This is a genomic window from Flavobacterium sp. 40-81 (assembly GCF_001898245.1).
Taxonomy (GTDB): domain Bacteria; phylum Bacteroidota; class Bacteroidia; order Flavobacteriales; family Flavobacteriaceae; genus Flavobacterium; species Flavobacterium inviolabile.
Genome location: NZ_MKTM01000031.1, coordinates 54,278 through 76,689, shown reverse-complemented (window position 1 = coordinate 76,689; position 22,412 = coordinate 54,278). Strand labels below are relative to the sequence as shown.

Below are 22,412 nucleotides of genomic sequence, written 5' to 3'. Positions count from 1 at the left end.
AAAAGCGCTGACATTGTCAGCGCTTTAAGAATATCTTGTTTGAAGAAATTATTTGATAACTAATTTTCTAGTTGCCGTTTTTCCTTCTTCAGTGATTTTAACGATATAAACACCAGCGTTTAAGTTAGAAACGTTGATTGCTGCTTCGTTCTCAACTTTAGTGTTGATTACTTGTTTTCCTAATACATCATAAACTGCAACTGATTTTACAGCAGTAGCGTCAGAAGAGATATAGAAGTTATTTCCGGAAACCGGGTTAGGGTATACTTTTAATCCAGCGATAGCGTTGTCAGTTAAGCTGGCAGTAGCTTGAGGAGTAACACTAGCCCAAGTGTTTCCTACTCTGATTTCGTCAATATGTGCTTTAGGAGTACCTGCTCCACTTGCAAGAGCATTTCTTAAGAAGATGTTTGCGAAAGTGTTGAATGCTGAAGTTCCTGAATTGTTTGATACAAATCCTGTTGCTGGTTCAGCTCCTCCTAAACTAGTAGGGTTTACCCATAATGTTGCATTAGTTGGTGATGCAGATTTATCATATTTTACAACTACTAAATAAGTTGTGCCAAAATTTAAATCTTGAACAAAATCAGTAAATGTAGGTGCTCCTCCGGATGTGTTTTGAATGCTTAATCTGTAATTAGTTCCTGTAGTAGAGTTGATACCTAAACGGGCACCAAAAGCAGTAGTTGAAGCTCCTAATCCGAAGAAGTAGTTAGGGGTTCCGCTTAATTGAGTGTTGTCGATAACATTGATTAATAATGAATAGTAAAGAACGTTATCAGCAGCATTTGGAGTGATTGCTCTGTTTATGTCTCTTGGAACGGCAGTATTATTTCCTGGTAATAAAATTTTATTACCTACTGAAGCTTGTAAGCCAGTGTAGGATAAGCTACCAGCGATAACGTCTATTGTACCTGAGTTTCCAGAAGTATTACTTTGTGTAGTCCAGTTGTTTGCTCCGGTAGTGTCAGTTGTAGCTGTTGAATTACCTCCGACATTTTGTCCTGCTGTATAGTTAAAACTTTCGGTTAAAACGGTTTGTCCGAAAGAATAAGCACTAGCTAATAATACTAATGATAAAGTGTAAAGTTTTTTCATGTTTTGAATTGTTTTTTAAAAAGTGGACAACAAAGTTAATAAGTATTCATTAGTTATGAAAACTTTTAATGTAAAATTATGGTTAATTATTGTAAATTTTGTTGTGTTAATTATCTGATAATAAGCTTTCTTGTTGCGGAAGCTTCACCTTCTTTGATTTTTATGATATAAACGCCGGCATTTAAATTGGCAATGTTTAACTCTTTGGAATTAAGAGTGGCCTGCAAAATACGTTTTCCCAATACATCAAAAATTTCAACTTCTTTGTCCTGTGAAGAACGGGAAGTGATGTAAATCTTGTCTCCGTTTGTTGGATTGGGATAAATGTTTAACCCTTCAATTGTAGTACCAGAAGAACTTTTTGATTCCTGTGCCATCGCGGTTACAGAAAACAAAAAGAGGGAGAATAGGATAATATAAAAGTAATTTTTCTTCATGTGTACAAATATTGTATAAAGATACAAAAAAAGTTCAAAATTTATGCCAAAAAAAATATCCCTCTTAAAAAAGAGAGATATTTTTCTGAAAAAGATTATTTTTTATGTAGATTAGAAACCGATAGCCCATCCTGTTGCCCAGCTTGGTGCTGCTGTTCCGTTTCCAGCTCCTGTTGCAGTAGTTGAAGTTGTAAATACAGCACTTACATCAGCACTTGAAGCATCCGTTTTCTTACCTTTTGAGTTTGTTCCGATTCCGTCGAATTTAACGTTAGTAGCTTTTAAAGTACCGTTAGCAACGTAAGCGATAGTTTGATCGTGCTCTACATCGAAACCAACTTTGAAATCTTTTATAACCAGGTTGCTGAACATTCCTTTAGTTCCTCTTCTTAATTTTAATGCCTGGTTTTCGGTATAGATGTTAGTATCCGCAGTACTTCCAGGTCCGATTAAAGTAAGGTTGGCGATTGTAGGGTTAGAGTTTGGATTTGCGTCAAAGTTGAACTCATAGTTGTCTGCTTCGATACCTCTGTTTCCTTTTCCGAAATCAATTTTACCATACCAGTTTGTGTTTGTTCCGTTCCATCCTTCTGTCCAGTCAAACTGATCGTCTTCGTTTCCGATAGATACTAAGTTTGAAGTGTTAACAGTTCCTCCGAAGAATTCGAATCCGTCATCAGCACCGTGGTAAACCTCTACATTTTCAACTACAGTTCCGGAACCTACACCGAAGAAAGAAATTCCGTTGAATTCTTTTTCTGTGTTAAAAGCAGCTCCGGAATATTCTACTCTTAAATATTTAATTACACCTGAATTGTCAGTAGCAACTGTACCACCATAAGTTAAATCAGCAACTTCTGATTGTGCAGTAACAGTACCTCTGTTAATCGGAGCTTTACCACAAATTACTAAACCTCCCCAGTCACCTGCATTTTTAGTAGCTAAACCGCTGGTCATGATAACCGGGCTGCTTGCTGTACCTAAAACGTTGATTTTACCACCTTGAGCAACTGCAATATAAGCAGATGTTCCTCCAGTACCTTCAATTCTTGTTCCAGCAGGAATTGTTAATGTAGCACCGTTATTTACTTGAATTTTACCTGTAAGCTTATAAGTTACACCAGCAACTAAAGTTACCGTACCATCATTGATTACTCCTTTGAAATCGTTTGCATTAGCAACGAAAGAAGAAGATGGCTGGGAGTTATTGTTGTTATCGTCATCAGAAGAAGAACAACCTGTTAAGATCCCTGCAGTTACTGCGAAAATTCCAAATAATTTTACAATCGATTTTTTCATTTTTTTTCTAAATAATTTTTTAGTTATGTCTTGATGCAAAAGTGCTCTGATTTTTCTGGAAACAGGTTAAGCGATTATCAATGTTAGATTAACTTATTTTGTCCTAATTATTAAGAGAATGTTTCTTGTGTTAAGTAATCTTGCTGCAAATAAAAAAGGAGCACGATCGTGCTCCTTTGTGTTTCTGTATTGTTTTCTTAAAACTGGTAACTAACGTTAAAACTCAGGTTCAAACCTTTAGTATAAGTTAATAATGTGATGTCGCCGTTATCGTTTTCCTGAACACGTTCGATTTTTGGATTCAACAGGTTTTTTGCAGTGAAACCAAAACCTAAGTTTTTGTTGATTTTGGATTTCAGGATAAAGTCCAGTGTGCCTACGGCTTTGTCAACCTGGTCGCCTCTGTAGTTTGTTCCGATAGCATAAATCCTGTCTGAGAAATACGAATAAGCCAGAGTTGTGGAAACATTCGCATTTTTATTATCCCATTCTTTTAAGAATGAAATATCAGCATTTAACAACAATGGAGAAGCTCCTGTAAAAGCGCTTTTAGCGTTTGTGAACTGTACCTGGTATCTTGTTTCGTTCTCAACCTTTGACGTATTCAAATCCTGGGTTGTATACATATAAGAAGCGTTTACGCCTGCTGTCAGCTTTTTAGTGTTGTTCTCACCGGATTCAAAAATTAACTTTCTGAATTCTGCTTCGGCACCGGCTACATAACCTCTGTCTCCTGTATTGATAAAAGAAATATCGTTAGTAGAAGAAGCGATCGTAACTTCGTTGATAGGATTAACAATATATTTACCAAAAGCAGTGAAAGATAGTAACTCGTCATTTTTAGGGAACATTTCCCATTTTAAGTCTAAGTTATAGTTGTCTGAAGGATATAAATCCGGGTTACCGATTTTTACCTCTGTAACATCTTCATAGATAAATAAAGCTCTTTCTTTAAATTGAGGAAGTGTGTAGGTTTTGCTTAATCCCAAACGAAGATTCTGCTTTTCGTTCAATTCGTATTTCATGATTAAATTCGGTAAGAAAGTCACTTTGTCGAATTCATCTTTGTCACCGGTCGGGTCAAGCTGTGTTTTCCAGTTTACTTTTTGGAAAATATACTCGGCACGTAAACCTAAAACCGCAGTAAGCTTGTTGCTGAATTTGTACTCGGTATTTAAGAATCCTCCGTGAATAATCTGCTCTCCGGAATATTTTTGAGGATCCAGGGCATTGCTGATTTCTGAGTTTCCAATGAAGGTACTCACGTTAAAGTAACCATTGTTCAGATTTTGCTGGTTGTAAAACAAATCCAGGTTGTCAGGATCAACAAGAGTACCCAGATAAGGACCTTCCGTTTTGAAGTTGAACTGTGTGGCTTTAAAATCTCTGTTTTTAAAACGACCGTTATACCCTAATGTGAATTTTCCTTTAAAATCACCTTCTCCGTCTTTTTTGAATTTATAGTCAACAGCGGCATTGGCAACGGTTTCATACTCTTTTAATCTCTGGAAATAACGGTGGTTGTCCGGTTTTGATTTACTGATTAGTACATAGCCTTCGTCAGTCTTTTTAAAAGAATTGTACATTCTGTCCGGTGTATCACCTGTGATGTTGTTTTGGGCTACACCCCAGTTGAATTTTGAACGGCTGCTGATCGTGTGCTCTCCCAATAACTGATTTACAAAAAGGGTGTTTTTGACATATTGAGAACGACGGATCAAACCGTTTCCGGTATCTTCCAAATCGGCAACATATCCGAAATACTCATCTTTAACCTGGCTGGAAGAGTTGATGAACAGGGAGTTGAAGCTGATTTTGTGGTTGTTGTTTATTTTGTAGCCAACATTTACCAATCCGGTGGTGTTGGTGTTGTAACCCATTGAAGTATAGGTTTTGAAATTTTTGTTGATCAAACTTCCGTCACCGCTAACGCTTCCTTTTGCGCTACCGTTTCTTTTGGAGGTATATTCATTGCTGAAAGATCCGGTTGCGAAAACGCTTAATTTTCCTTCAGCTCCGATGTCGAATGATTTACCTCCGGAAATTCCGAATGATCCGGCTACCGGAGTTTTACCTTCCAGCTGCCATGACTGAAAATCGTAGGCAGCAATTGTTTTCGGATTCGCCTGATTGCTGAAGCCAAAGCTGTTTGGTCCTTTCTGCAGGCTGAAATTGTCCTCTGCCAATGCGTTCGTGTTCACATTAGAACCGATGTCCAATTTTAAAAATCCTTTTCCTTTGTAGTCTTTCGATACGATATCTACGTTACCTCCGGCAAAATCTCCGGAAACTTTTCCGTTGTATACTTTGTCAATAGATACATATTCTACAATGTCTGTAGGGAAAATGTCCAGTTTGATATTCTTTTTTTCCGGATCGTTTGAAGGAATCGGCAGGCCGTTCATGGTGGTGGAGTTGTAACGGTCACCCAAACCTCTCACATAAATATTCCCGGAACCTTCCTGTTTGGTGATCCCTGTAGTTTTGGTTACAGCTGTTGCCACATCGCTAACCCCTTTTCGGGATAATTCCTGCGCTCCGATACTCTGTTTTATTTCAATTGCTTTTTTCTGTTCTACTAATAAAGCGCTTTCTTTCTGACGGCTGGTTTCTATTTTAAGAACAACATCTTCCAGTTGTACTCCGTTTGCACCAATTGCTTTGTCAATGGTTTTTGTTTCTCCTGAAGCTATTTTAAAAGGCACCTCAGTAGTTTCGTAGCCTAAGAAGGCAATCATCAAAATGTGATTTCCTTCCGGAACACTCAGACTAAAATTACCTTTTTCATCTGTACTTGCTCCAATTGTTGTACCTTTAATTGTTATACTGGCAAAAGGTAACGGTTCATTGTTCATTTCTTTGTCTGTAATGGTACCCTTGACAGTTCCCTTTTGTGCGAAGGCAAAGACCGTGAACAATAATGTTGTTAATAATAATTTAAATTTCATTGTGTGTTTATTAAATTTTGTGCAAAGGAACTTGGTGAGCGTTAACTTGAGGTTAGTGACTTGTTATGCTTTTGTTGGTTATTTATTACTAAAACGTTAACAGATTAAATAATCGTTAACACATGTAATCGTTTTGTATTATCTTTACCTTTACAACCCGAAAACACACATACAGTGTCCATTATGAAGAAAAAAGACATTAAGATTTTATTGGTTGATGATGAGCAAGATATCCTCGAAATTGTAGGGTATAATCTATCACAGGAAGGTTATCAAATCGTGACCGCCAGCAATGGAAGAGAAGCGATTGCAAAGGCAAAAAAAGAAATGCCGCAACTAATCATTATGGATGTAATGATGCCGGAAATGGATGGAATGGAAGCGTGTGAGAACATTCGTAAAATTCCCGAATTAGCCAATGTTATTATTACGTTCTTAACGGCAAGAAGTGAAGATTATTCGCAGGTTGCAGGTTTTGATGCCGGAGCAGATGATTATATCGCCAAGCCAATCAAACCAAAAGTGCTTGTGAGCAAGGTAAAAGCCTTATTGCGCCGCTTAAAAGAAGAAGAGCAGCAGGGTGATGTGCTTAGAGTAGGTGAAATAGAAATCAACCGCGAAGAGTACAAAATCGTAAAAGAAGGTGAAGAGATTATCCTTCCCCGTAAAGAATTCGAACTGTTTTACCTGTTGGCTTCAAAACCCGGAAAAGTATTCAAACGTGAAGAAATACTGGATAAAGTCTGGGGTAATGAAGTAGTTGTAGGTGGAAGAACAATTGATGTTCACATTCGAAAACTAAGAGAAAAAATCGGCGACGAATTGTTTAAAACCATCAAAGGAGTAGGTTACAAATTAGAAATATAAATGTCCATAAGCTTTAAAAAATCATACAGATTTGCGGTTAAATCTGCACTTTATATTACCATTTTTTCAACTTTATTAATTGCAGGATTGACCTATTGGTTTTTTGAACTGAATTACAAATTCTGTATTGTTTTTGCTTTAGGCGTATACTTCTTTTCCTTTTTCGTTCTGCAATACCGTGTGGAACGCTTTATTTACAGAAGAGTGAAAAAAATCTATGACGATGTTTCGCTTCTGGATTCTTCCACACTCAGAAGTCAGCCGGTTACTACAGATATGGCGACTTTAATGAACGAAGTGCAAAAATTTGCCAAAGACAAAAAAATTGAAATAGAAACCTTAAAAATTCGTGAGGAATACAGAAGAGAATTTCTGGGCAATGTTTCTCACGAATTAAAAACACCGCTGTTTACGGTTCAGGGCTACCTGCTCACGTTGCTGGATGGCGCGATGAACGATAAAGCCATCCGTAAAAAATACCTGCAGCGTGCCGAAAAAGGAGTGGAACGCCTTATCTATATCGTAAAAGATCTGGATATGATTACCAAACTGGAAGCCGGGGATCTGAACCTTGAATTTACCGAATTCAATATTGTAGATGTTGTTCAGAATGTTTTTGACCTGCTTGAAATGCGTGCCGACCAGAAAAACATCATGCTGATGTTTGACCGCAAATACCCGAAAGCGATTAAGGTTTTTGCCGACAAGGAAAGAATCCAGCAGGTAGTGACCAACCTGGTTGAAAACTCCATTAAGTACGGAAAAGAAAACGGAACGACTGAGGTTAGTATTGAAGACCTGGTAAACAATAAAGTGATCATCCGTGTTACCGATAACGGTGAAGGAATTCAGAAACAATACATTTCGCGTTTGTTCGAACGATTCTTCCGTGTCGATAAAAGCGGAGCCCGTTCGGAAGGCGGTTCCGGTCTGGGTCTGGCTATCGTGAAGCATTTAATTGAAGCCCATGACGAGCGCATTTATGTGGAAAGCAAACTCGGCGTTGGCTCAGAGTTTTCCTTTACGCTCGAAAAGACTAAATAATTGCCTCCAGGTTATTTCCTGGGTAACATTCTTTAACCCTTTATACAAGGCCACCTGAAGCAGGTCGTCTGCTTTAAAATCCTCCTGTCTGGAATACGGGATCAATCCTTTTTTCTTTAATTTCTTAGCCAGATATTCCTGTTCATATTGTCCGGGTGTTGGAATAAAAAAAGCTTTTTTGCCCAGTTGTGCCAAATCCATGATAGTCGTATAGCCGGAGCGGCTCAATACGATTTTACTTTGGTTAAAAGCCATCTCAAGCTCTTCTGTATTCATAAAATTATAACAGGTAAAATTCAGTCGGCGGGTAATGGTCTGCTCTTCTTCGATCACACCTCTGATAAAAATGATCTTGCCTTCAAAATATTTCAGCTCCAGTTTCAGCTTCTCTTCCAGCAGGGTGCGTTGCGGCTCCGGTCCGGAAAGGATAACCATAAGGTCATATATCGGTTCGACTGCTTTTTTGTGCAGACGGCTCAACGGGCCAATGTATTTCACGTTTAGTGAAGAGCTGTCCAGATGTCCTAATTTACCGGAAAGATTAGGTGTGCCGGCAATATCGGGAACCCAGCATTCATTAAACTTTTTAATAAACTGATGGTGTATTTTGGTCGTTATCCAGGAAGTATTTCCGGTCAGCACATTCAGCTGATGCGTTATAAACACCGTTGGGACCTTATTGGAATACAATCCCAGGCGATTGTCCGATATAATACCGTCAATCTCATGCTCATCGATCCAGCGTTCTATAGTGCTGTGCTCCGTGCGCATGGCTTTAACCATATTCGGGATCTGCGAAATAAGCTTCCATTTAAAATTGGCGCCGTTTTGGGCATACTGGATTTTATAGGAAGGCAATTCCAGTGTCTGCAAATGCGGAAACTCTTTTTCCAATAGTGATAAAGCAACACCATCGGAAGCAACTACCGGCTGATAACTGTTATTTTCCAAAGCCTCGATAATAGGAATGCATCGTGTGGCATGGCCTAATCCCCAGTTTAACGGGGCAACTAAAATTCTTTTTTTATGTACTTTATGCATTTTACAAATTTTCCAAAAGTTTTTCTCTTAATCCCGATAGCATTGGAAACCCTTTTTGAAAAAACAACCCAAATCAAACGCTGAAAGAACAAGTTTTTTCCAAAGATTAGCATGCATAACGGAAACTTAACGATTAAAATTGTCTGAAGTTTCGTTCAAAATAAGTATCTTTAATAACTTGTTTGATAAGTGCAAAGTAAAACTATTTTTGTTCTTGGATATTTCCGTAATTTTACCAAAATTTTAAGTTTAGTCGTGGGAAGTAAAAATAAATTAAAAAGATTTAAGGAAAACGAGACTTTCGGTAATGTTTTTCAGCCAACAAGAGAAGAGGTAGTAACGGATTCTTTTCCGTTAAAAGGAAAGTGGAATAAAGAATTTTTCAAAAACGACAACCCGCTTGTTTTAGAACTGGGTTGCGGAAAAGGAGAATATTCTGTAGGTTTGGCAGAACGTTACCCGGATAAAAATTTTATCGGTATCGATATCAAAGGGGCACGATTTTGGAGAGGAGCTAAAACAGCTGTAGCGAACGAATTGCACAATGTGGCTTTTTTGCGTACGCAGATTGAGCTAATCGAACATGTTTTTGATAAAAATGAAGTAGATGAGATCTGGATCACGTTTCCGGATCCGCAGATCAAATACAAACGTACCAAGCACCGCATGACCAATACGGAGTTTTTACAGCGTTATAAAAAAATACTGAAAAAAGACGGATTGATGAACCTGAAAACGGATAGCGAATTTATGCACGGCTATACGTTAGGATTGCTTCACGGAGAAGGACATGAGGTTATTTATGCGAACCACAATGTATACAAAAATGAAGGCGCTCCGGAAGTGGTAACAGCGATCCAGACCTTTTATGAAAAACAGTATTTAGAACAAAATAAAGCCATTACCTACATACAATTTAAAATTAAGTAGATGAACTATTTTATGCCGCTTATTCTGGGTTTTACAGCAGCATCCATCGGAATCACTCCGCCTGGATTGCTCAACATGACTGCTGCAAAAGTTAGCGTAAGAGATGGCAGAAATAAAGCCGTTATGTTTGCTTTAGGGGCGACACTCACTGTCCTTTTTCAAACCTATATGGCGGTTCTGTTTGCAAAATTTATAGACAGAAATCCCGATGTCATTAACCTTTTACAGGAAATCGGACTTGGGATTTTTGTTTTGCTGACGATTTACTTTTTTACAACAGCCAACAAACCGAAAAAACAAAAGGAAGAATTAAAAATGAGGAGCAAGACCAGCCGGTTCTTTTTAGGAATGCTGCTGTCTGCCCTGAATTTATTCCCGATTCCGTATTATGTATTCGTGAGTGTATGGCTTTCCCGAAACGGGTACTTCTTTTTTAACCAGTCCTATATTTCATTATTTGTATTCGGAGCGGTTTTAGGTTCTTTCCTGGTATTCTATATGTACATACTGTTCTTTAAAAAGAAAGAGGAAAAAAAACCGTCTTTCCTGATGAACAATATCAACTACATTATCGGGTCCATCACCGGGCTGGTATCCGTTATCACTCTGGTTAAATTAATCAACAATTACCTGGGCTAATGATAGCCGTTAACGACAATTTTTTTGAAAAAGTCTATGCCGTTGTCCGGCAGATTCCCTACGGAAGAGTAACCTCCTACGGTGCTATTGCAAAAGCATTGGGTGCGGCGCGTTCTGCCAGAATGGTAGGCTGGGCAATGAATGCCGCGCACGGAAAAGATGATGTACCGGCACATCGTGTGGTCAACAGAAACGGACTGCTTTCCGGGAAACACCACTTTGAAGGCACCAACCTGATGCAGCAATTGCTGGAAAGCGAAGGCATAAAAGTGAAAAACAATCAGGTGGTTGATTTTAAAAAAGTACTCTGGGAACCGGAGGTTACGTTTTAGGACGGCTCTTTCGGACTGTTCTCAATCAGGCAGATTATAAAAGTTGTTTTTTGCTCGTCACTCTGGTAACTCAGATAGCCTCCGTGTGCTTCAATAATATTTTTGGAAAGCGTTAAGCCAATACCGGCACCGTCTTTACGGGTGGTAAAAAACGGCAGGAAAATTTTATCCTTAATAGCCGCATCAATCCCAAAACCGTTATCGGAAATAGTCAGGTAAAAACGATTGTTGCTAAACGATGCCGCCACTTCAATAAATCGATCTTCAGCATTGCTGTTTTCCAGCGAAAAAATACTATTCGTAAACAAATTGATAATAACCTGTTCCATTTGTTGTTTGTCAAGGTGCAGCTGTCGGTTAAAATCAACCGTATTGCGAAGAGTAATGCCGTTTTTCTTAAAAAGCGGGGCCATGACCGCAATGCATTCGTCAAGCAGGATTTTAAGTTCCGTTTTTGTTTTTTGAGGGGAAGGAAGCATCGCCAGTTTCCGGTAATTGTCAACAAAAAACTGTAACTGGTCACTTCTGTTCACAATGGTGGAAAGACTCAGGCGGATGTCCTCGAAATCTTCATTGGAAAGTGTGTCCTGGTTAACAATGTCCTGGAGGTTTTGCGATAAGGAACGGATGGGCGTCAGGGAATTCATCAGCTCATGCGAGATAACCTTCATCAGGTTGATCCAGGCTTCTTTTTCTTTTTTCTCAATAACCCGCTGAATGGAATCCAGCAGTATAATATAGTATTCTTTATTGTTTGCTTTACTCAACGAAGACTGGAGTATAAACGTTTGCGGGTCGCTGTTCTCGTTAACCCGTATTTGTACAGGAGCTTTAAGTTCCTCAAAATTATTGTCTTCAATGACCTTGCAAAAAGCTGGCAGCTGGTTTTTTAAATACAACCATTTAGACACCTTGGGCACCGTAAAATAATCGGAAAAATAGTCATTTATTAAAAAGATATTCCACTCGTCGCTTTCTTTTTCAAGAATAAGAACGCCGCTGTCAATATTGTTCAGGATGGACTGGTAAATGATCTCTCTGGAAGTCTGTTCCTGCGCTCTTGTTTTTAAAACGTCATACAGTTCGTATAGCTTTTTATAATTCCCGAACTGGTATTCTTTCGAATAACTGGACGAAAAATCATTCTGTAAAATAGCCGAAATGGTTTTGTCGTAAAAGGAAAATACATTCTTGAAAAAAAAGTAAAGCTCGAGCAAAAGCAGTACCAGCAGGCAGATACAGCAAAACAGGCTGTAGGTGAGCCCTTTCTGAAATAAAAACAGGCCAAGCCCGGTTGTTAGTAAAATGACAAACAGCCGCAAAAACAAAGCATTATGAACTCTCCAGGATTTGGTCATCGAAACGGGATTTATTCTTTTACGTCAATTTTAAACTTCTCTATTCTCCGGTATAAAGCCGCACGGGAAAGCCCTAACTCTTCCGCAGTTTTGCTAATGTTGTTATGATGTTTGGCCAGTATTTTTTCTATGGTAGCCTTTTCAATATCGGATAGCTGGATCTCCTCGGCAGCTGTTTCCACCGGTACAATAACGGTCAGATCCAGGTCGGCTGCGGTTATGGTACTGTTTTCACATAGAATAACAGCGCGTTCAATCCGGTTTTCCATTTCGCGGATATTACCGTTCCAGGCGTGTTTTTCGATGTTTTGAAGTGCTTTTTCGGCAAACGTAATACGCTCGCGGTTGTACTTTGCAATCATTTGCGTCAGTAAAAAATCAGCCAGCGGAATAATGTCTTCTTTCCGGTTTCGCAAAGGCGGTAACAGGATTTCCATGGTATTGATCCGGTAAAACAAATCTTCCCGGAAATTTTTAAAAGCAACTTCCTGTTTTAAATCCAGATTGGTAGCGGTAATGATGCGCACATCCAAAGGTCTTGGTTTTGCTTCGCCAAGCCGGGTAACCGTTTTATTCTGAATGATCTGCAGTAATTTGGATTGCAGGTGCAGGGGAATGTTTCCGATTTCGTCTAAAAAAATAGTGCCGTTCTGAGCCGCTTCAAAGCGCCCCGGGGTATCGGTCCTGGCATCGGTAAAAGCCCCTTTGGCATAGCCGAAAAGCTCACTTTCAAAAATATTCTCATTTAAGGAACCCAGATCAACATGAATAAAAGGCTTGTCTTTACGATTGGAATTTTGATGGATATATTCGGCAAAAACATATTTTCCGGTACCGTTTTCACCCAGTACCAGCACGTTGGCATCCGTTCGGGCTACCTTTTCGGCAATGGCATACGCCTGTTTTATAGCGGCGGAACTACCGGTAAAAATAACTTTGTTTTTAGGGAGTGCCTCCGACTTTTTAGTTTCTTTCCGGCTCTTTAAAACGGCATTTTGCAATAACGAGATCAGCTGCTCGTTGTCCCAGGGTTTCATGATGTAGTCAAAAGCACCGCTTTTTAAGCCTTCCACCGCCGTTTCTACCTTGCCAAAAGCCGTCATTAAGATCACGATCGTATTGGGAGAAAGGGTTTTGATCTCTTTCAGCCAGTGAATTCCTTCGCGGCCATCTTCAAAACCAATACGGTAATTCATGTCCAGTAAAACAACATCAATGGGATTATCGGCAAGCAACTGCACAATTTTTTTAGGAGAACTTACCGTAAGGATGGTTTCAAAATGTTTTTTTAACAGCAGTTTTGCCGACAAAAGAATGTCTTCCTGGTCATCGATGATTAAAATTTGGGCTTGCATTTTTTTCATGGCTGTTCGATTTCGTACAAAAAGTGTCCGATAATGAACACTGCTTTATTTTGATTGATTGGGAAAGGCTTGATTTTTAGCAAGTTTTTGATTTATAAATCTATGGCACAAAATTGACTATGGATAATACAACAAAAACAAATAAAAATGGACACCGTTATTACCCGTAAAAATAGAAAAAATAGCTATCGTATCGGATTTATTTTGCTCTTTTTAGCGGCGGGTTATTTTGCTTATGCAATGATTACCAATGAAAGAAGTCTGAATATCAGCCAAAGTGAAATCATTGTAAAAACTGTAGAAAAAGAATACTTTGAAGATTTTATCGCCTTCCAGGCAAAAGTGGAGCCGTTGCATTCCATGCTGATAAATGTTGTTGAAGGGGGTTCCGTTCAGGAGATCTTTGTAGGAAACGGTGATAATGTTGAAAAAGGACAGGCTTTGGCAAAATTGTACAACCCGAATACGGAACTCAGTTACCTGACGCAGGAAACTTCCATTATTGAACAGATCAATAATTTAAACAAGGCACGGCTGGATATCCGGAATCAGGAACTGAACCTGGCAAAAGACCTTATTGCAATTGAGCACGATTACAATGCTGCCAAACAACTATATGATCTGAATGAAAGACTGTTCCGAAAAGAGATCATTGCTAAAAACGACTGGGAAACCACTAAGGAGAGTTTTCGTTTTCAGCAGGAAAGAAAAAACATTATCCAGCAGAGTATCCAAAAAGAAAAACAAACCAACCGCGTACAGATCGGCCAGATCAACCGGTCGATTGCAACAATGGAAAAAAGCCTCGAGATTTTAAGAAGCAATAAGAAAAACTTCCTGGTTACCGCCCCTTTATCTGGCAGACTTTCCTCTTTTGAACCTATATTAGGGAAAACCTATCAGGCAGGAGAAAGTATCGGTAAGATTGACGTGATGAAAGGATACAAGCTAATGGCAAAAATAGACGAGTTTTATCTGGAAAGAGTCGCTACGGGACAAAAAGGAACGATAGAATATAAGGACAAACAGGTGAACGTTATCATCTCAAAAGTGATTCCGGAAGTAAAAGAAGGCAAATTCCAGATTGAGATGAACTTTGAAAGTGAAAAAGACCTGGATTTACAGCAGGGATTAAGTTTTGGCGTAAAGCTGATCCTTTCCGAAAGCACCAGGAAAATTGTATTGCCCAAAGGCAATTTCAGTCAGGAAACTTCCGGGAAATGGGTTTTCGTGGTTCAGGGAAATAAAGCCGTAAGAAGATCGATAACACTGGGAAGGGAAAACCCGTTGTACTTTGAAGTGCTGGACGGCTTAAAAGCAGGGGAAAAAGTGATTACCTCTTCCTATAAAGATTACCAGGAGGTAACCGTATTAAATCTCGAAAAATAGCATCATTAAAAGAGAAACCGCCAGTAAAAGCAGCTTGTATAAAAGATAAAGCCGTAACTTTTGCAGTCGTGACGACTAAAAAACATATACATTTAGCAGCCGCTTTAAAGCAGGTAAAAGCAATCTGACAAGGGATGCCCAATGTGGAAAAAATAAAACAAACGGTGCTGTTTTACGAACAGGCTAAAAAAATAATTAAGAAATCAATCATCAATCAATAAACGAACAGTTATGATAAAAATCGAAAATCTTTCAAAAGTTTTTAGAACGGAAGAAGTCGAAACAGCCGCCTTAAACGGAATATCCTTACAGGTTAATGAAGGCGATTTTGTGACCATTATGGGACCTTCCGGCTGTGGGAAATCGACATTGCTAAACATTGTAGGACTTTTGGACAGCGCTTCCGGCGGCAGTTACCTGATGCTGAATCAGGAAATCAACGGCTTAAAAGAAGTGGAGAAAGCCAAAGTGAGAAAACAAAACATCGGGTTTATTTTTCAGAATTTTAACCTGATCGATGAGCTTTCGGTGTATGATAACATAGCGCTGCCGCTGATTTATAACAATGTGAATGCTGCCGAAAGAAAGAAAAAAGTTGAAGCAATAGCGCAAAGACTGTCCATTTCACACCGTTTAAAACATTATCCGCAGCAGCTTTCCGGCGGACAGCAGCAGCGTGTAGCCGTAGCCAGAGCTTTAATTAACGACCCTAAAATTATCCTTGCCGATGAACCTACCGGAAACCTGGATAGTAAAAACGGAAATGAAGTAATGGAGCTACTGACCGATTTGCACGCAAAAGGAGCCACGATACTAATGGTGACCCACTCGGATTATGACGCTTCTTTCTCGCAGAAAACAATTTACATGAAAGACGGCACCATTCTTACCGAAAAAAACAATTCCAGAAATGTAGACGTCTTTGTTGACGCAAAAGAAAACTAACCTTAAACAGACACAACCATGATACGATTTATTATTACAGCAACGATAGGACTTGTAGGATTACTTTGTAATGCCCAGGTTTCCGAAAACAGAGCGATTGCCGGTTTTACCAAAATTGAAGTTTCCAAAGGCGTTCAGGTGTTTTTTACACAAGGGAATACCACGACAGTAAAAGTGGAATCCGATAATGAAGATAAATTAAAGCAGATAGTTACGGCCGTAAAAGGTGAAACACTGAAAATCAGTGTGCAGTCCAAAAAAGGCTCAACCAATTTCCAGGTATTAAAAGTGTCGGTAACGGCACCCAATGTATCGTCTTTTAAAATTGATTCCGGTGCCGGATTTTCGTCAGAAAACACCATTACGGTTAAAAAAGCGGTTGTTGATCTGGCTTCCGGGGCGGTATTTTCCGGAAACATAAAAGCTACAGAAGCGGTATTGAAACTCAATTCGGCGGCAACTTTTAAAGGAAATATTGAAACCAAAGATCTCGGCGCAAATCTTTCCGGTGCCTCCACTCTGAAAGTGACCGGCAAAGCCGAAAATATGAAACTTGAAACCGCCAGCAGTTCGTTTTGTAAAGCAAAAGACCTTGTGGTACAAAATGCTGTGGTAAAGGCAGAAAGTGCCGCAGTGGTTACGGTAAATGTAAAGAATTCGCTGGATGTATCGGCTAATTCAACGGCTGTTGTTAAATATTACGGAACACCTAAAAATATAAGCCAGCAAAAAGCAACTTTGGGTAAAATTTCAGCCGAATAGGAAGGTTCAGAAAAGATAAAATGAGAACACTGAAAATAACAATGGCTGTAGTACTGTTGAACACCCTGAATGCTTTTGCCCGGGAATGCAATTGTGGACAGAAATTCCGGTTTGTGAAGCAGTACATGGCTGAGCAATAAGGTGCTTCCTTAAAAATATAAAACTATGATTTTAAACTGGTTAAAAATATTTGTTTATCATTTTAAACAAAACAAACTGTTCTCAATACTGAATGTATTGGGGCTGAGTATCGGAATTTCGGGATTGATCTTTGCGATCCTGTACTGGAATGAGGAACATTCGTACAATGCCTGGAATCCGGAAAAAGAAAAGATATTTGAAGTGTTTAACGATATGGGCGATGCCGGTATCTGGGCCTCCAATCCGGCTCCGCTCGGACCGATAGTAATCAAAACGTCTAAGGATATTGATAGCTATTGCTATTACAATCCGTGGTATTATGAGGAAATTGTAAGCTACAAAGGCAAAAAAGAATTAATCAATAAAATTATTGATGCCCAGAGCAACTTCTTTTCCTTTTTTCCTTTTGAATTTGTCAAAGGAAGCCCGAAAACGGCTATACAGGATGGCAATAGTATGGCGATTTCAGAAAGCACGGCCAGGCTGCTCTTTAAAGAGGAAGAGCCGTTAGGAAAACAGGTAGAATACTCCGGAAGAATTTTTATGATCCGGGGCGTGTACCGCATTCCCGGGAAATCGTCACTGGCACCGGAAGTTGTTACCAATCTGATCGCATCAAGCCTGCAGGAAAATAGCGACCAGTGGGGCAACTATAATTATGGACTGTTGCTGAAACTAAAAAATCCGGCAAAAACAGCTGCGGTGATCAAAACAATAGACAGGATATATTATGAGAACACCACTTTAAAAATGGCTAAAGAGCAGGGATTGAGCGGTCCGGAATTTGTAAAAAGATATGGTGCTACCAAATCCGGGCTCAGTTCGTTAGAAACGGCAAGGCTTAATGAGAATGTCAGTATTCTCCCGGAGAAAAAAGGAAACTACCAGTTTTTGGTAATCATGATCGGCTTATCGGTACTTATTTTAGTATTGTCCATCGTTAATTATGTAAACCTGACAACGGCAAATGCCATCAAAAGAGCCAAAGAAGTAGGCGTCAGAAGAATTATCGGAGCTACTAAAAAACAAATTATACAGCAATTTGTTTTCGAAACCATTTTAGTGGTCTGCTGTGCCGTGGTGTTGTCGCTTATGTTAGTGGAACTATCGTTGCCGTATTACAACTCCTTTTTAGAAAAATCGCTTGAGCTGGAAGGAAGCCAGTTTTATTTACAGTTACTGGGCATTGTGCTGGTTGTTATTTTGGTGGCCGGAATTTTTCCGGCAGTTTATGTATCCAATTTCGAAACCCTGAAAGTACTGAAAGGAAATTTCGGACGCAGTAAGAACGGAGTATGGCTGCGAAACGGAATGCTGATCCTTCAGTTTACGATAGCCACTTTTTTTATAATAGGTTCCTATATTGTTTACCAGCAGGTGAACTTCATGATGAACAAAGAACTGGGCTTTCAGGGAAATCAGGTTATTGATATTTCTTTTAGAAGAACCAGCAACGAAGGGAATTTTGAACGCTATGCCACCATTAAAAAAGAGCTGATGAAAATTAAAGGCGTGCAGGACGTTTCGGCAGGAACTTTTAATTTCAGCGGCAGCGGAGCAACCTCAACATCCGGATTTAACTATAAAGATGTGGCGGTCCAGGGACAAAATATGGCAATCGATTTTGGAATGCTGAAAATGCTCGATATCAAAATGCTGGAAGGTAGAAACCTGTCGCCGGGTATTGCATCAGATACGATTGATTCGGTGATCCTTAATAAAACAGCACTGGACAGGCTAAACGAGAAAGAACCGTTAGGAAAAGAAATTTCATGGAATGGCAACAAACTTAAAATAGTAGGAATTGCCGATGATTTCCACCTTTTCGGACTACACGAAAAAATCCCGCCTATGGTCTTCTTCCACATTAAAACCATTCCATGGATGGGTAAAACCATGAGCCGGGTGTATGTTAAAATGTCACCGGAGGACATGGAAAAAACCATAGCAGCACTGGAAAAATTCTGGACCAAAAAAGTAGATACGGATTACCCGTTTAAATATGATTTTGTAAACAAGGAATTTGCCAGAACCTATGCCGCCTATGTCAAACAACGAAACCTGTTTGCCTTGCTAAACGGAGTGGTGATATTGATCGCGTTATTCGGATTATTTGCACTGGCATCCTATTCGATTGAAAGAAGAATGAAAGAAATTGCCATTCGCAAAACATTGGGTGCCGAAACCAAAACATTGCTGAAAGAACTGTCTTTGCAATACCTTATTTTCGGAATAATCGGGTTTGTTGCAGCAACTTTCCCGGTGTACTATCTGCTCAATAAATGGCTGGAAAACTTTGCGTTCCGAATAACGATCGCGGTGAGTCCTTTCATTATCGGATTCCTGGTGCTGATGTTTTTAACACTGCTGATCGTCCTTTCGAAAGCCTATCAGGCTACGCGGGTGGATGTATTGCGATACCTGAAGTACGAATAGTATTGGCTATTATTATAACTACCTTTTGCTGTGACTGGATTTTTTCAGTCACAGCATTTTTTTTAAAGAAAGGGCAGTTTTGATGATAAAATGTGAACTTTTAAGTGAATTTTAATTGCCTGAAAATCTTTTCAGCAGGAAAGGAGCATGGGGAAACAGCTGGTAACTATTGTAATTACGGTGGTTTTGGAGGGATAATGACCGGGGAGAAACAACTCTATCGCACTATAAACAAATACAATTCTTTATCTTTATTTTAAGAACTTTTCATCTTATCTTTGCAAGATAGAGTCAGTCTTAATAAACGACTTAAAGAAAATAATATAATGAAATTAGATAGAAAAGAAATTCTTAAAGCATTGGAGTCCATTTCCATAGCTGGAGAAGGTAAAAATATGGTTGAAAGTGGTGCTGTTCAAAATGTAATCACTTTTGGAGATGAGGTTGTAGTCGATTTATTGTTGCATACGCCGGCACTGCATATCAAAAAACGTGCTGAGGTGGATATCATGAAAGTAATTCATGAGCAGGTTTACGATAAAGCCAAAGTAAAAGTAAATATAAAAGTTGAAGCCCCTGAAAAACCGGAAATTAAAGGCAAATCAATTCCGGGAATCAGTAATATTATTGCTGTTTCTTCTGGAAAAGGGGGAGTAGGAAAATCTACTGTAACGGCTAACTTAGCGGTAACACTGGCTAATATGGGCTTTAAAGTTGGTGTCCTGGATGCCGATGTATACGGACCGTCGATGCCTATCATGTTTGACGTTGAAAAGGCCAGACCTATTTCTGTTGAAGTGGATGGCAAATCAAAAATGAAACCAATTCAGAGTTATGGCGTGGAAATACTATCCATCGGATTTTTTACAAATCCGGATCAGGCAGTAATCTGGAGAGGACCAATGGCTTCAAAAGCATTAAACCAGATGATTTTTGATGCCGATTGGGGAGAATTAGACTTTATGTTACTGGATTTACCACCGGGAACCGGAGATATCCATTTATCCCTGATGCAGTCACTGCCTATTACCGGAGCGGTAGTGGTAAGTACGCCACAGGCAGTCGCTTTGGCCGATGCTAAAAAAGGTGTGGCAATGTTCCAGGCAGAAAGCATCAATGTTCCGGTTTTAGGAATTATTGAAAACATGGCCTACTTTACACCGGAAGAATTACCAGATAATAAATACTACATCTTCGGAAAAGAAGGTGCGCGAAACCTGGCAGAAGATTTACAGGTGCCGTTTTTAGGAGAAATTCCAATTGTTCAGAGTATCAGGGAAGCAGGCGATTACGGTCGTCCGGCGGCTTTACAGACCGCTTCTCCGGTAGAAAAAGCATTTGAAGACTTAGCGCGTTCCGTAGTACAGGAAGTAGTAGACAGAAATGAAAGTCTGCCTCCTACAGAAGCAATAAAAATTACCACGATGGCTGGATGTTCAGCTGTAAAAAAGAAATAAAATGACAACAGAAGAAATCAAATTAAACGTTGAGAAAGCACTGGAAGAGATTCGTCCCTTCCTGAATTCAGACGGAGGTGACATCACACTTATTGACATCGAAGATGATAAGCATGTGAAAGTCCGCCTTGAAGGCGCTTGTACAGCTTGTAGCGTGAATCAGATGACCTTGCGTGCCGGAGTTGAAACAACTATAAAAAAATATGCTCCACAGATCGAGACTGTGGTTAATGTAGCATAAGTTCAGGATATTTAAGTCTCAATTTTCGATAACAATATTGAAAATTGGGACTCTTTTTGCTTTCAGGATCCTATCCTGTATAGTTTTTTAATGCTTTCCATTGTTAGATTTCTTGATATTTGTCATAGAATGTGAAAATAATTCTAAGGACTTTTGTGTCCTTAAAAATCCATTAAATAATGATTGAAACAGATATACTAATTATTGGCGCAGGTCCCACAGGACTTTTCGCTGTTTTTGAAGCAGGACTTTTAAAATTAAAATGCCATATCATTGACGGTCTTCCGCAGCCCGGAGGACAATTAACAGAATTGTATCCTAAAAAACCAATCTTTGATATCCCCGGATACCCGTCCGTTTTAGCGGGAGATTTAGTGAACAACCTGATGGAACAGATCAAACAGTTCCAGCCTGGTTTTACGCTGAATGAAAAAGCAGAAACTATAGAAAAACTGGAAGATGGTACGTTTATCGTTACCACCGATAAAGGAACGCAGCATCATGCAAAAGCCGTTGCGATTGCCGGAGGTTTGGGTAGTTTTGAGCCGAGAAAACCAATCCTGAAAGATTTGGAATTCTACGAACAGGAAGACAGAGGTGTAGAATATTTTGTAAAAGATCCGGAAAAATTCCGCAACAAGAAAGTGGTTATTTCCGGAGGAGGCGATTCGGCATTGGACTGGAGTATTTTCCTGGCCGATGTAGCTTCGGAAGTGACTTTGGTTCACAGAAGAAACGAGTTCAGAGGTGCGCTGGATTCTGTGGAAAAAGTACAGGAATTGAAAAAAGCGGGAAAAATCAAATTGGTTACACCGGGAGAAGTTGTCGGATTTAAAGGTTCGGAACGAGTTGAATCGGTAGATATCGAAATTAACGGTGCCCGGATGAATGTGGTTACGGATTACTTTATTCCGCTGTTTGGATTAACACCTAAATTAGGCGCAATTGCAAACTGGGGACTGGAAATCGAGAAAAACGCGATTAAAGTGAACAATGCACTGGATTACCAGACAAATATTGAAGGCATCTACGCTATTGGCGATATCAATATTTATCCTGGAAAATTAAAGCTGATTTTATGCGGTTTCCACGAAGCTACGCTGATGTGTCAGAGTGTATATAACAAGCTGAATCCGGGTAAAAAATATGTGTTAAAATATACAACGGTTAGCGGTGTGGACGGTTTCGACGGTACCCGTAAAGAAGCTGAAAAAGCAGTTGTAAAATCGATAGATTAGAAATAAACGGGCTGTAGCCTGTTTTGTAAACAGAAAAGAAATGTCGCAGGATATAACGATAACAATTACCGATAGAGAAGGCGCTACGCACGAGGTTCAGGCACCAACAGACATGAATATGAATATCATGGAACTGGTCAGAGCCTATGAGCTGGCACCGGAAGGCACTATCGGGATCTGCGGTGGAATGGCAATGTGTGCCTCTTGTCAGTGTTATATCTTAAACGATGTAGCGGTCCCGGAAATGGGCGATGACGAAGAAGCCATGCTGTCGGAAGCATTTAATGTGAAGCCAAACAGCCGACTGGGTTGCCAGATTCACATCACCGAAGATTTAGACGGATTAGCGGTGGAATTAGCACCGGAATATTAAAGCGAAGATTTTTCTTCGCTTTTTTTTGTAACATTTTATAAAGTACTCCGTATAATTACAGTATTTATAAAAT

Annotated in this window: 20 protein-coding genes; 13 read left to right on the top strand and 7 right to left on the bottom strand. The window is 39.4% G+C overall.

Annotation, left to right across the window (positions count from 1 at the left end):
• Window positions 1–48: 48 nt before the first annotated feature.
• The 4 genes from BGO42_RS11735 to BGO42_RS11720 form a co-directional block, all read right to left on the bottom strand.
• Window positions 49–1,098: a T9SS type A sorting domain-containing protein gene (locus BGO42_RS11735; RefSeq protein WP_273244488.1), complete on the bottom strand. Its 1,050-nt coding sequence runs from the start codon at window positions 1,096–1,098 to the stop codon at window positions 49–51.
• Between the two features lie 110 nt (window positions 1,099–1,208).
• Window positions 1,209–1,535 carry a T9SS type A sorting domain-containing protein gene (locus BGO42_RS11730; RefSeq protein WP_273244490.1) on the bottom strand — a complete coding sequence of 109 codons (327 nt, stop codon included), beginning with the start codon at window positions 1,533–1,535 and terminating at the stop codon, window positions 1,209–1,211.
• A 111-nt stretch (window positions 1,536–1,646) separates the two neighbouring features.
• Window positions 1,647–2,834: a beta-helix domain-containing protein gene (locus tag BGO42_RS11725; protein ID WP_273244492.1), complete on the bottom strand. Its 1,188-nt coding sequence runs from the start codon at window positions 2,832–2,834 to the stop codon at window positions 1,647–1,649.
• Window positions 2,835–3,031: 197 nt separating this feature from the next.
• Window positions 3,032–5,782, bottom strand: a complete 2,751-nt coding sequence (locus BGO42_RS11720; protein ID WP_177730227.1) for a TonB-dependent receptor — start codon at window positions 5,780–5,782, stop codon at window positions 3,032–3,034.
• A gap of 183 nt (window positions 5,783–5,965) precedes the next feature.
• On the opposite strand from BGO42_RS11720, the gene BGO42_RS11715 reads away from it, so the two are divergent.
• Window positions 5,966–6,649, top strand: coding sequence for a response regulator transcription factor (locus tag BGO42_RS11715; RefSeq protein ID WP_177730224.1), 684 nt, complete (start codon window positions 5,966–5,968; stop codon window positions 6,647–6,649).
• The gene (locus BGO42_RS11710) at window positions 6,650–7,693 is read left to right on the top strand and encodes a sensor histidine kinase (RefSeq protein ID WP_273244495.1); all 1,044 of its coding nucleotides are present in this window, start codon (window positions 6,650–6,652) and stop codon (window positions 7,691–7,693) included.
• On the opposite strand, the gene BGO42_RS11705 is transcribed toward BGO42_RS11710, so the two are convergent.
• Window positions 7,658–8,734, bottom strand: a complete 1,077-nt coding sequence (locus tag BGO42_RS11705; protein ID WP_273244497.1) for a glycosyltransferase — start codon at window positions 8,732–8,734, stop codon at window positions 7,658–7,660. The genes BGO42_RS11710 and BGO42_RS11705 overlap by 36 nt on opposite strands.
• A gap of 255 nt (window positions 8,735–8,989) precedes the next feature.
• Between BGO42_RS11705 and trmB the strand changes: the two genes are divergently transcribed.
• The 3 genes from trmB to BGO42_RS11690 are packed head-to-tail and all read left to right on the top strand — an operon-like array spanning window position 8,990 to window position 10,635.
• Window positions 8,990–9,664 (top strand): tRNA (guanosine(46)-N7)-methyltransferase TrmB, encoded by a 675-nt coding sequence (gene trmB / locus BGO42_RS11700; protein ID WP_177730218.1) that lies wholly within the window; start codon window positions 8,990–8,992, stop codon window positions 9,662–9,664.
• Window positions 9,665–10,303, top strand: a complete 639-nt coding sequence (locus tag BGO42_RS11695) for a LysE family transporter (protein ID WP_273244499.1) — start codon at window positions 9,665–9,667, stop codon at window positions 10,301–10,303. It abuts the gene before it with no gap.
• Window positions 10,303–10,635 carry an MGMT family protein gene (locus BGO42_RS11690; RefSeq protein WP_177730214.1) on the top strand — a complete coding sequence of 111 codons (333 nt, stop codon included), beginning with the start codon at window positions 10,303–10,305 and terminating at the stop codon, window positions 10,633–10,635. Before BGO42_RS11695 ends, BGO42_RS11690 begins: the two co-directional genes overlap by 1 nt.
• On the opposite strand, the gene BGO42_RS11685 is transcribed toward BGO42_RS11690, so the two are convergent.
• Window positions 10,632–11,993, bottom strand: coding sequence for a sensor histidine kinase (locus BGO42_RS11685; protein WP_273244501.1), 1,362 nt, complete (start codon window positions 11,991–11,993; stop codon window positions 10,632–10,634). The two genes, BGO42_RS11690 and BGO42_RS11685, sit on opposite strands and share 4 nt — an antisense overlap.
• 11 nt (window positions 11,994–12,004) lie before the next feature.
• The gene (locus BGO42_RS11680) at window positions 12,005–13,357 is read right to left on the bottom strand and encodes a sigma-54-dependent transcriptional regulator (protein WP_273244503.1); all 1,353 of its coding nucleotides are present in this window, start codon (window positions 13,355–13,357) and stop codon (window positions 12,005–12,007) included.
• A gap of 147 nt (window positions 13,358–13,504) precedes the next feature.
• Here BGO42_RS11680 and BGO42_RS11675 point away from each other — a divergent pair, with 147 nt between their 5' ends.
• The 8 genes from BGO42_RS11675 (at window position 13,505) to BGO42_RS11640 (ending at window position 22,339) form a co-directional block, all read left to right on the top strand.
• The gene (locus BGO42_RS11675) at window positions 13,505–14,746 is read left to right on the top strand and encodes an efflux RND transporter periplasmic adaptor subunit (RefSeq protein ID WP_273244505.1); all 1,242 of its coding nucleotides are present in this window, start codon (window positions 13,505–13,507) and stop codon (window positions 14,744–14,746) included.
• Between the two features lie 231 nt (window positions 14,747–14,977).
• Window positions 14,978–15,691: an ABC transporter ATP-binding protein gene (locus BGO42_RS11670; RefSeq protein ID WP_273244506.1), complete on the top strand. Its 714-nt coding sequence runs from the start codon at window positions 14,978–14,980 to the stop codon at window positions 15,689–15,691.
• Window positions 15,692–15,709: 18 nt separating this feature from the next.
• Window positions 15,710–16,453, top strand: coding sequence for a head GIN domain-containing protein (locus BGO42_RS11665; protein WP_273244508.1), 744 nt, complete (start codon window positions 15,710–15,712; stop codon window positions 16,451–16,453).
• A 165-nt stretch (window positions 16,454–16,618) separates the two neighbouring features.
• Window positions 16,619–19,030: an ABC transporter permease gene (locus tag BGO42_RS11660; protein WP_273244510.1), complete on the top strand. Its 2,412-nt coding sequence runs from the start codon at window positions 16,619–16,621 to the stop codon at window positions 19,028–19,030.
• A 326-nt stretch (window positions 19,031–19,356) separates the two neighbouring features.
• Entirely contained in the window at window positions 19,357–20,487 is a 1,131-nt protein-coding gene (locus BGO42_RS11655; protein WP_177730200.1) for an Mrp/NBP35 family ATP-binding protein, read from the top strand.
• Window position 20,488: 1 nt separating this feature from the next.
• Window positions 20,489–20,728, top strand: coding sequence for a NifU family protein (locus BGO42_RS11650; protein WP_177730198.1), 240 nt, complete (start codon window positions 20,489–20,491; stop codon window positions 20,726–20,728).
• A 179-nt stretch (window positions 20,729–20,907) separates the two neighbouring features.
• Window positions 20,908–21,966 (top strand): NAD(P)/FAD-dependent oxidoreductase, encoded by a 1,059-nt coding sequence (locus BGO42_RS11645; RefSeq protein ID WP_177730196.1) that lies wholly within the window; start codon window positions 20,908–20,910, stop codon window positions 21,964–21,966.
• Between the two features lie 40 nt (window positions 21,967–22,006).
• On the top strand, window positions 22,007–22,339 hold the full coding sequence (locus tag BGO42_RS11640) for a 2Fe-2S iron-sulfur cluster-binding family protein (RefSeq protein WP_177730194.1): 333 nt from the start codon (window positions 22,007–22,009) through the stop codon (window positions 22,337–22,339).
• Window positions 22,340–22,412 lie beyond the last annotated feature (73 nt).

Excerpts from the sequence above, each read along its gene's own strand:
- BGO42_RS11695 (WP_273244499.1), top strand. The coding sequence starts at position 9,665 with ATGAACTATTTTATGCCGCTTATTCTGGGTTTTACAGCAGCATCCATC.
- BGO42_RS11660 (WP_273244510.1), top strand. The coding sequence starts at position 16,619 with ATGATTTTAAACTGGTTAAAAATATTTGTTTATCATTTTAAACAAAAC.
- BGO42_RS11725 (WP_273244492.1), bottom strand. The coding sequence starts at position 2,834 with ATGAAAAAATCGATTGTAAAATTATTTGGAATTTTCGCAGTAACTGCA.
- BGO42_RS11730 (WP_273244490.1), bottom strand. The coding sequence starts at position 1,535 with ATGAAGAAAAATTACTTTTATATTATCCTATTCTCCCTCTTTTTGTTT.
- BGO42_RS11690 (WP_177730214.1), top strand. The coding sequence starts at position 10,303 with ATGATAGCCGTTAACGACAATTTTTTTGAAAAAGTCTATGCCGTTGTC.
- BGO42_RS11670 (WP_273244506.1), top strand. The coding sequence starts at position 14,978 with ATGATAAAAATCGAAAATCTTTCAAAAGTTTTTAGAACGGAAGAAGTC.
- BGO42_RS11680 (WP_273244503.1), bottom strand. The coding sequence starts at position 13,357 with ATGAAAAAAATGCAAGCCCAAATTTTAATCATCGATGACCAGGAAGAC.
- BGO42_RS11675 (WP_273244505.1), top strand. The coding sequence starts at position 13,505 with ATGGACACCGTTATTACCCGTAAAAATAGAAAAAATAGCTATCGTATC.
- BGO42_RS11705 (WP_273244497.1), bottom strand. The coding sequence starts at position 8,734 with ATGCATAAAGTACATAAAAAAAGAATTTTAGTTGCCCCGTTAAACTGG.
- BGO42_RS11655 (WP_177730200.1), top strand. The coding sequence starts at position 19,357 with ATGAAATTAGATAGAAAAGAAATTCTTAAAGCATTGGAGTCCATTTCC.
- BGO42_RS11645 (WP_177730196.1), top strand. The coding sequence starts at position 20,908 with ATGATTGAAACAGATATACTAATTATTGGCGCAGGTCCCACAGGACTT.
- BGO42_RS11735 (WP_273244488.1), bottom strand. The coding sequence starts at position 1,098 with ATGAAAAAACTTTACACTTTATCATTAGTATTATTAGCTAGTGCTTAT.
- BGO42_RS11720 (WP_177730227.1), bottom strand. The coding sequence starts at position 5,782 with ATGAAATTTAAATTATTATTAACAACATTATTGTTCACGGTCTTTGCC.
- BGO42_RS11640 (WP_177730194.1), top strand. The coding sequence starts at position 22,007 with ATGTCGCAGGATATAACGATAACAATTACCGATAGAGAAGGCGCTACG.
- BGO42_RS11710 (WP_273244495.1), top strand. The coding sequence starts at position 6,650 with ATGTCCATAAGCTTTAAAAAATCATACAGATTTGCGGTTAAATCTGCA.
- BGO42_RS11685 (WP_273244501.1), bottom strand. The coding sequence starts at position 11,993 with ATGACCAAATCCTGGAGAGTTCATAATGCTTTGTTTTTGCGGCTGTTT.
- BGO42_RS11650 (WP_177730198.1), top strand. The coding sequence starts at position 20,489 with ATGACAACAGAAGAAATCAAATTAAACGTTGAGAAAGCACTGGAAGAG.
- BGO42_RS11715 (WP_177730224.1), top strand. The coding sequence starts at position 5,966 with ATGAAGAAAAAAGACATTAAGATTTTATTGGTTGATGATGAGCAAGAT.
- BGO42_RS11665 (WP_273244508.1), top strand. The coding sequence starts at position 15,710 with ATGATACGATTTATTATTACAGCAACGATAGGACTTGTAGGATTACTT.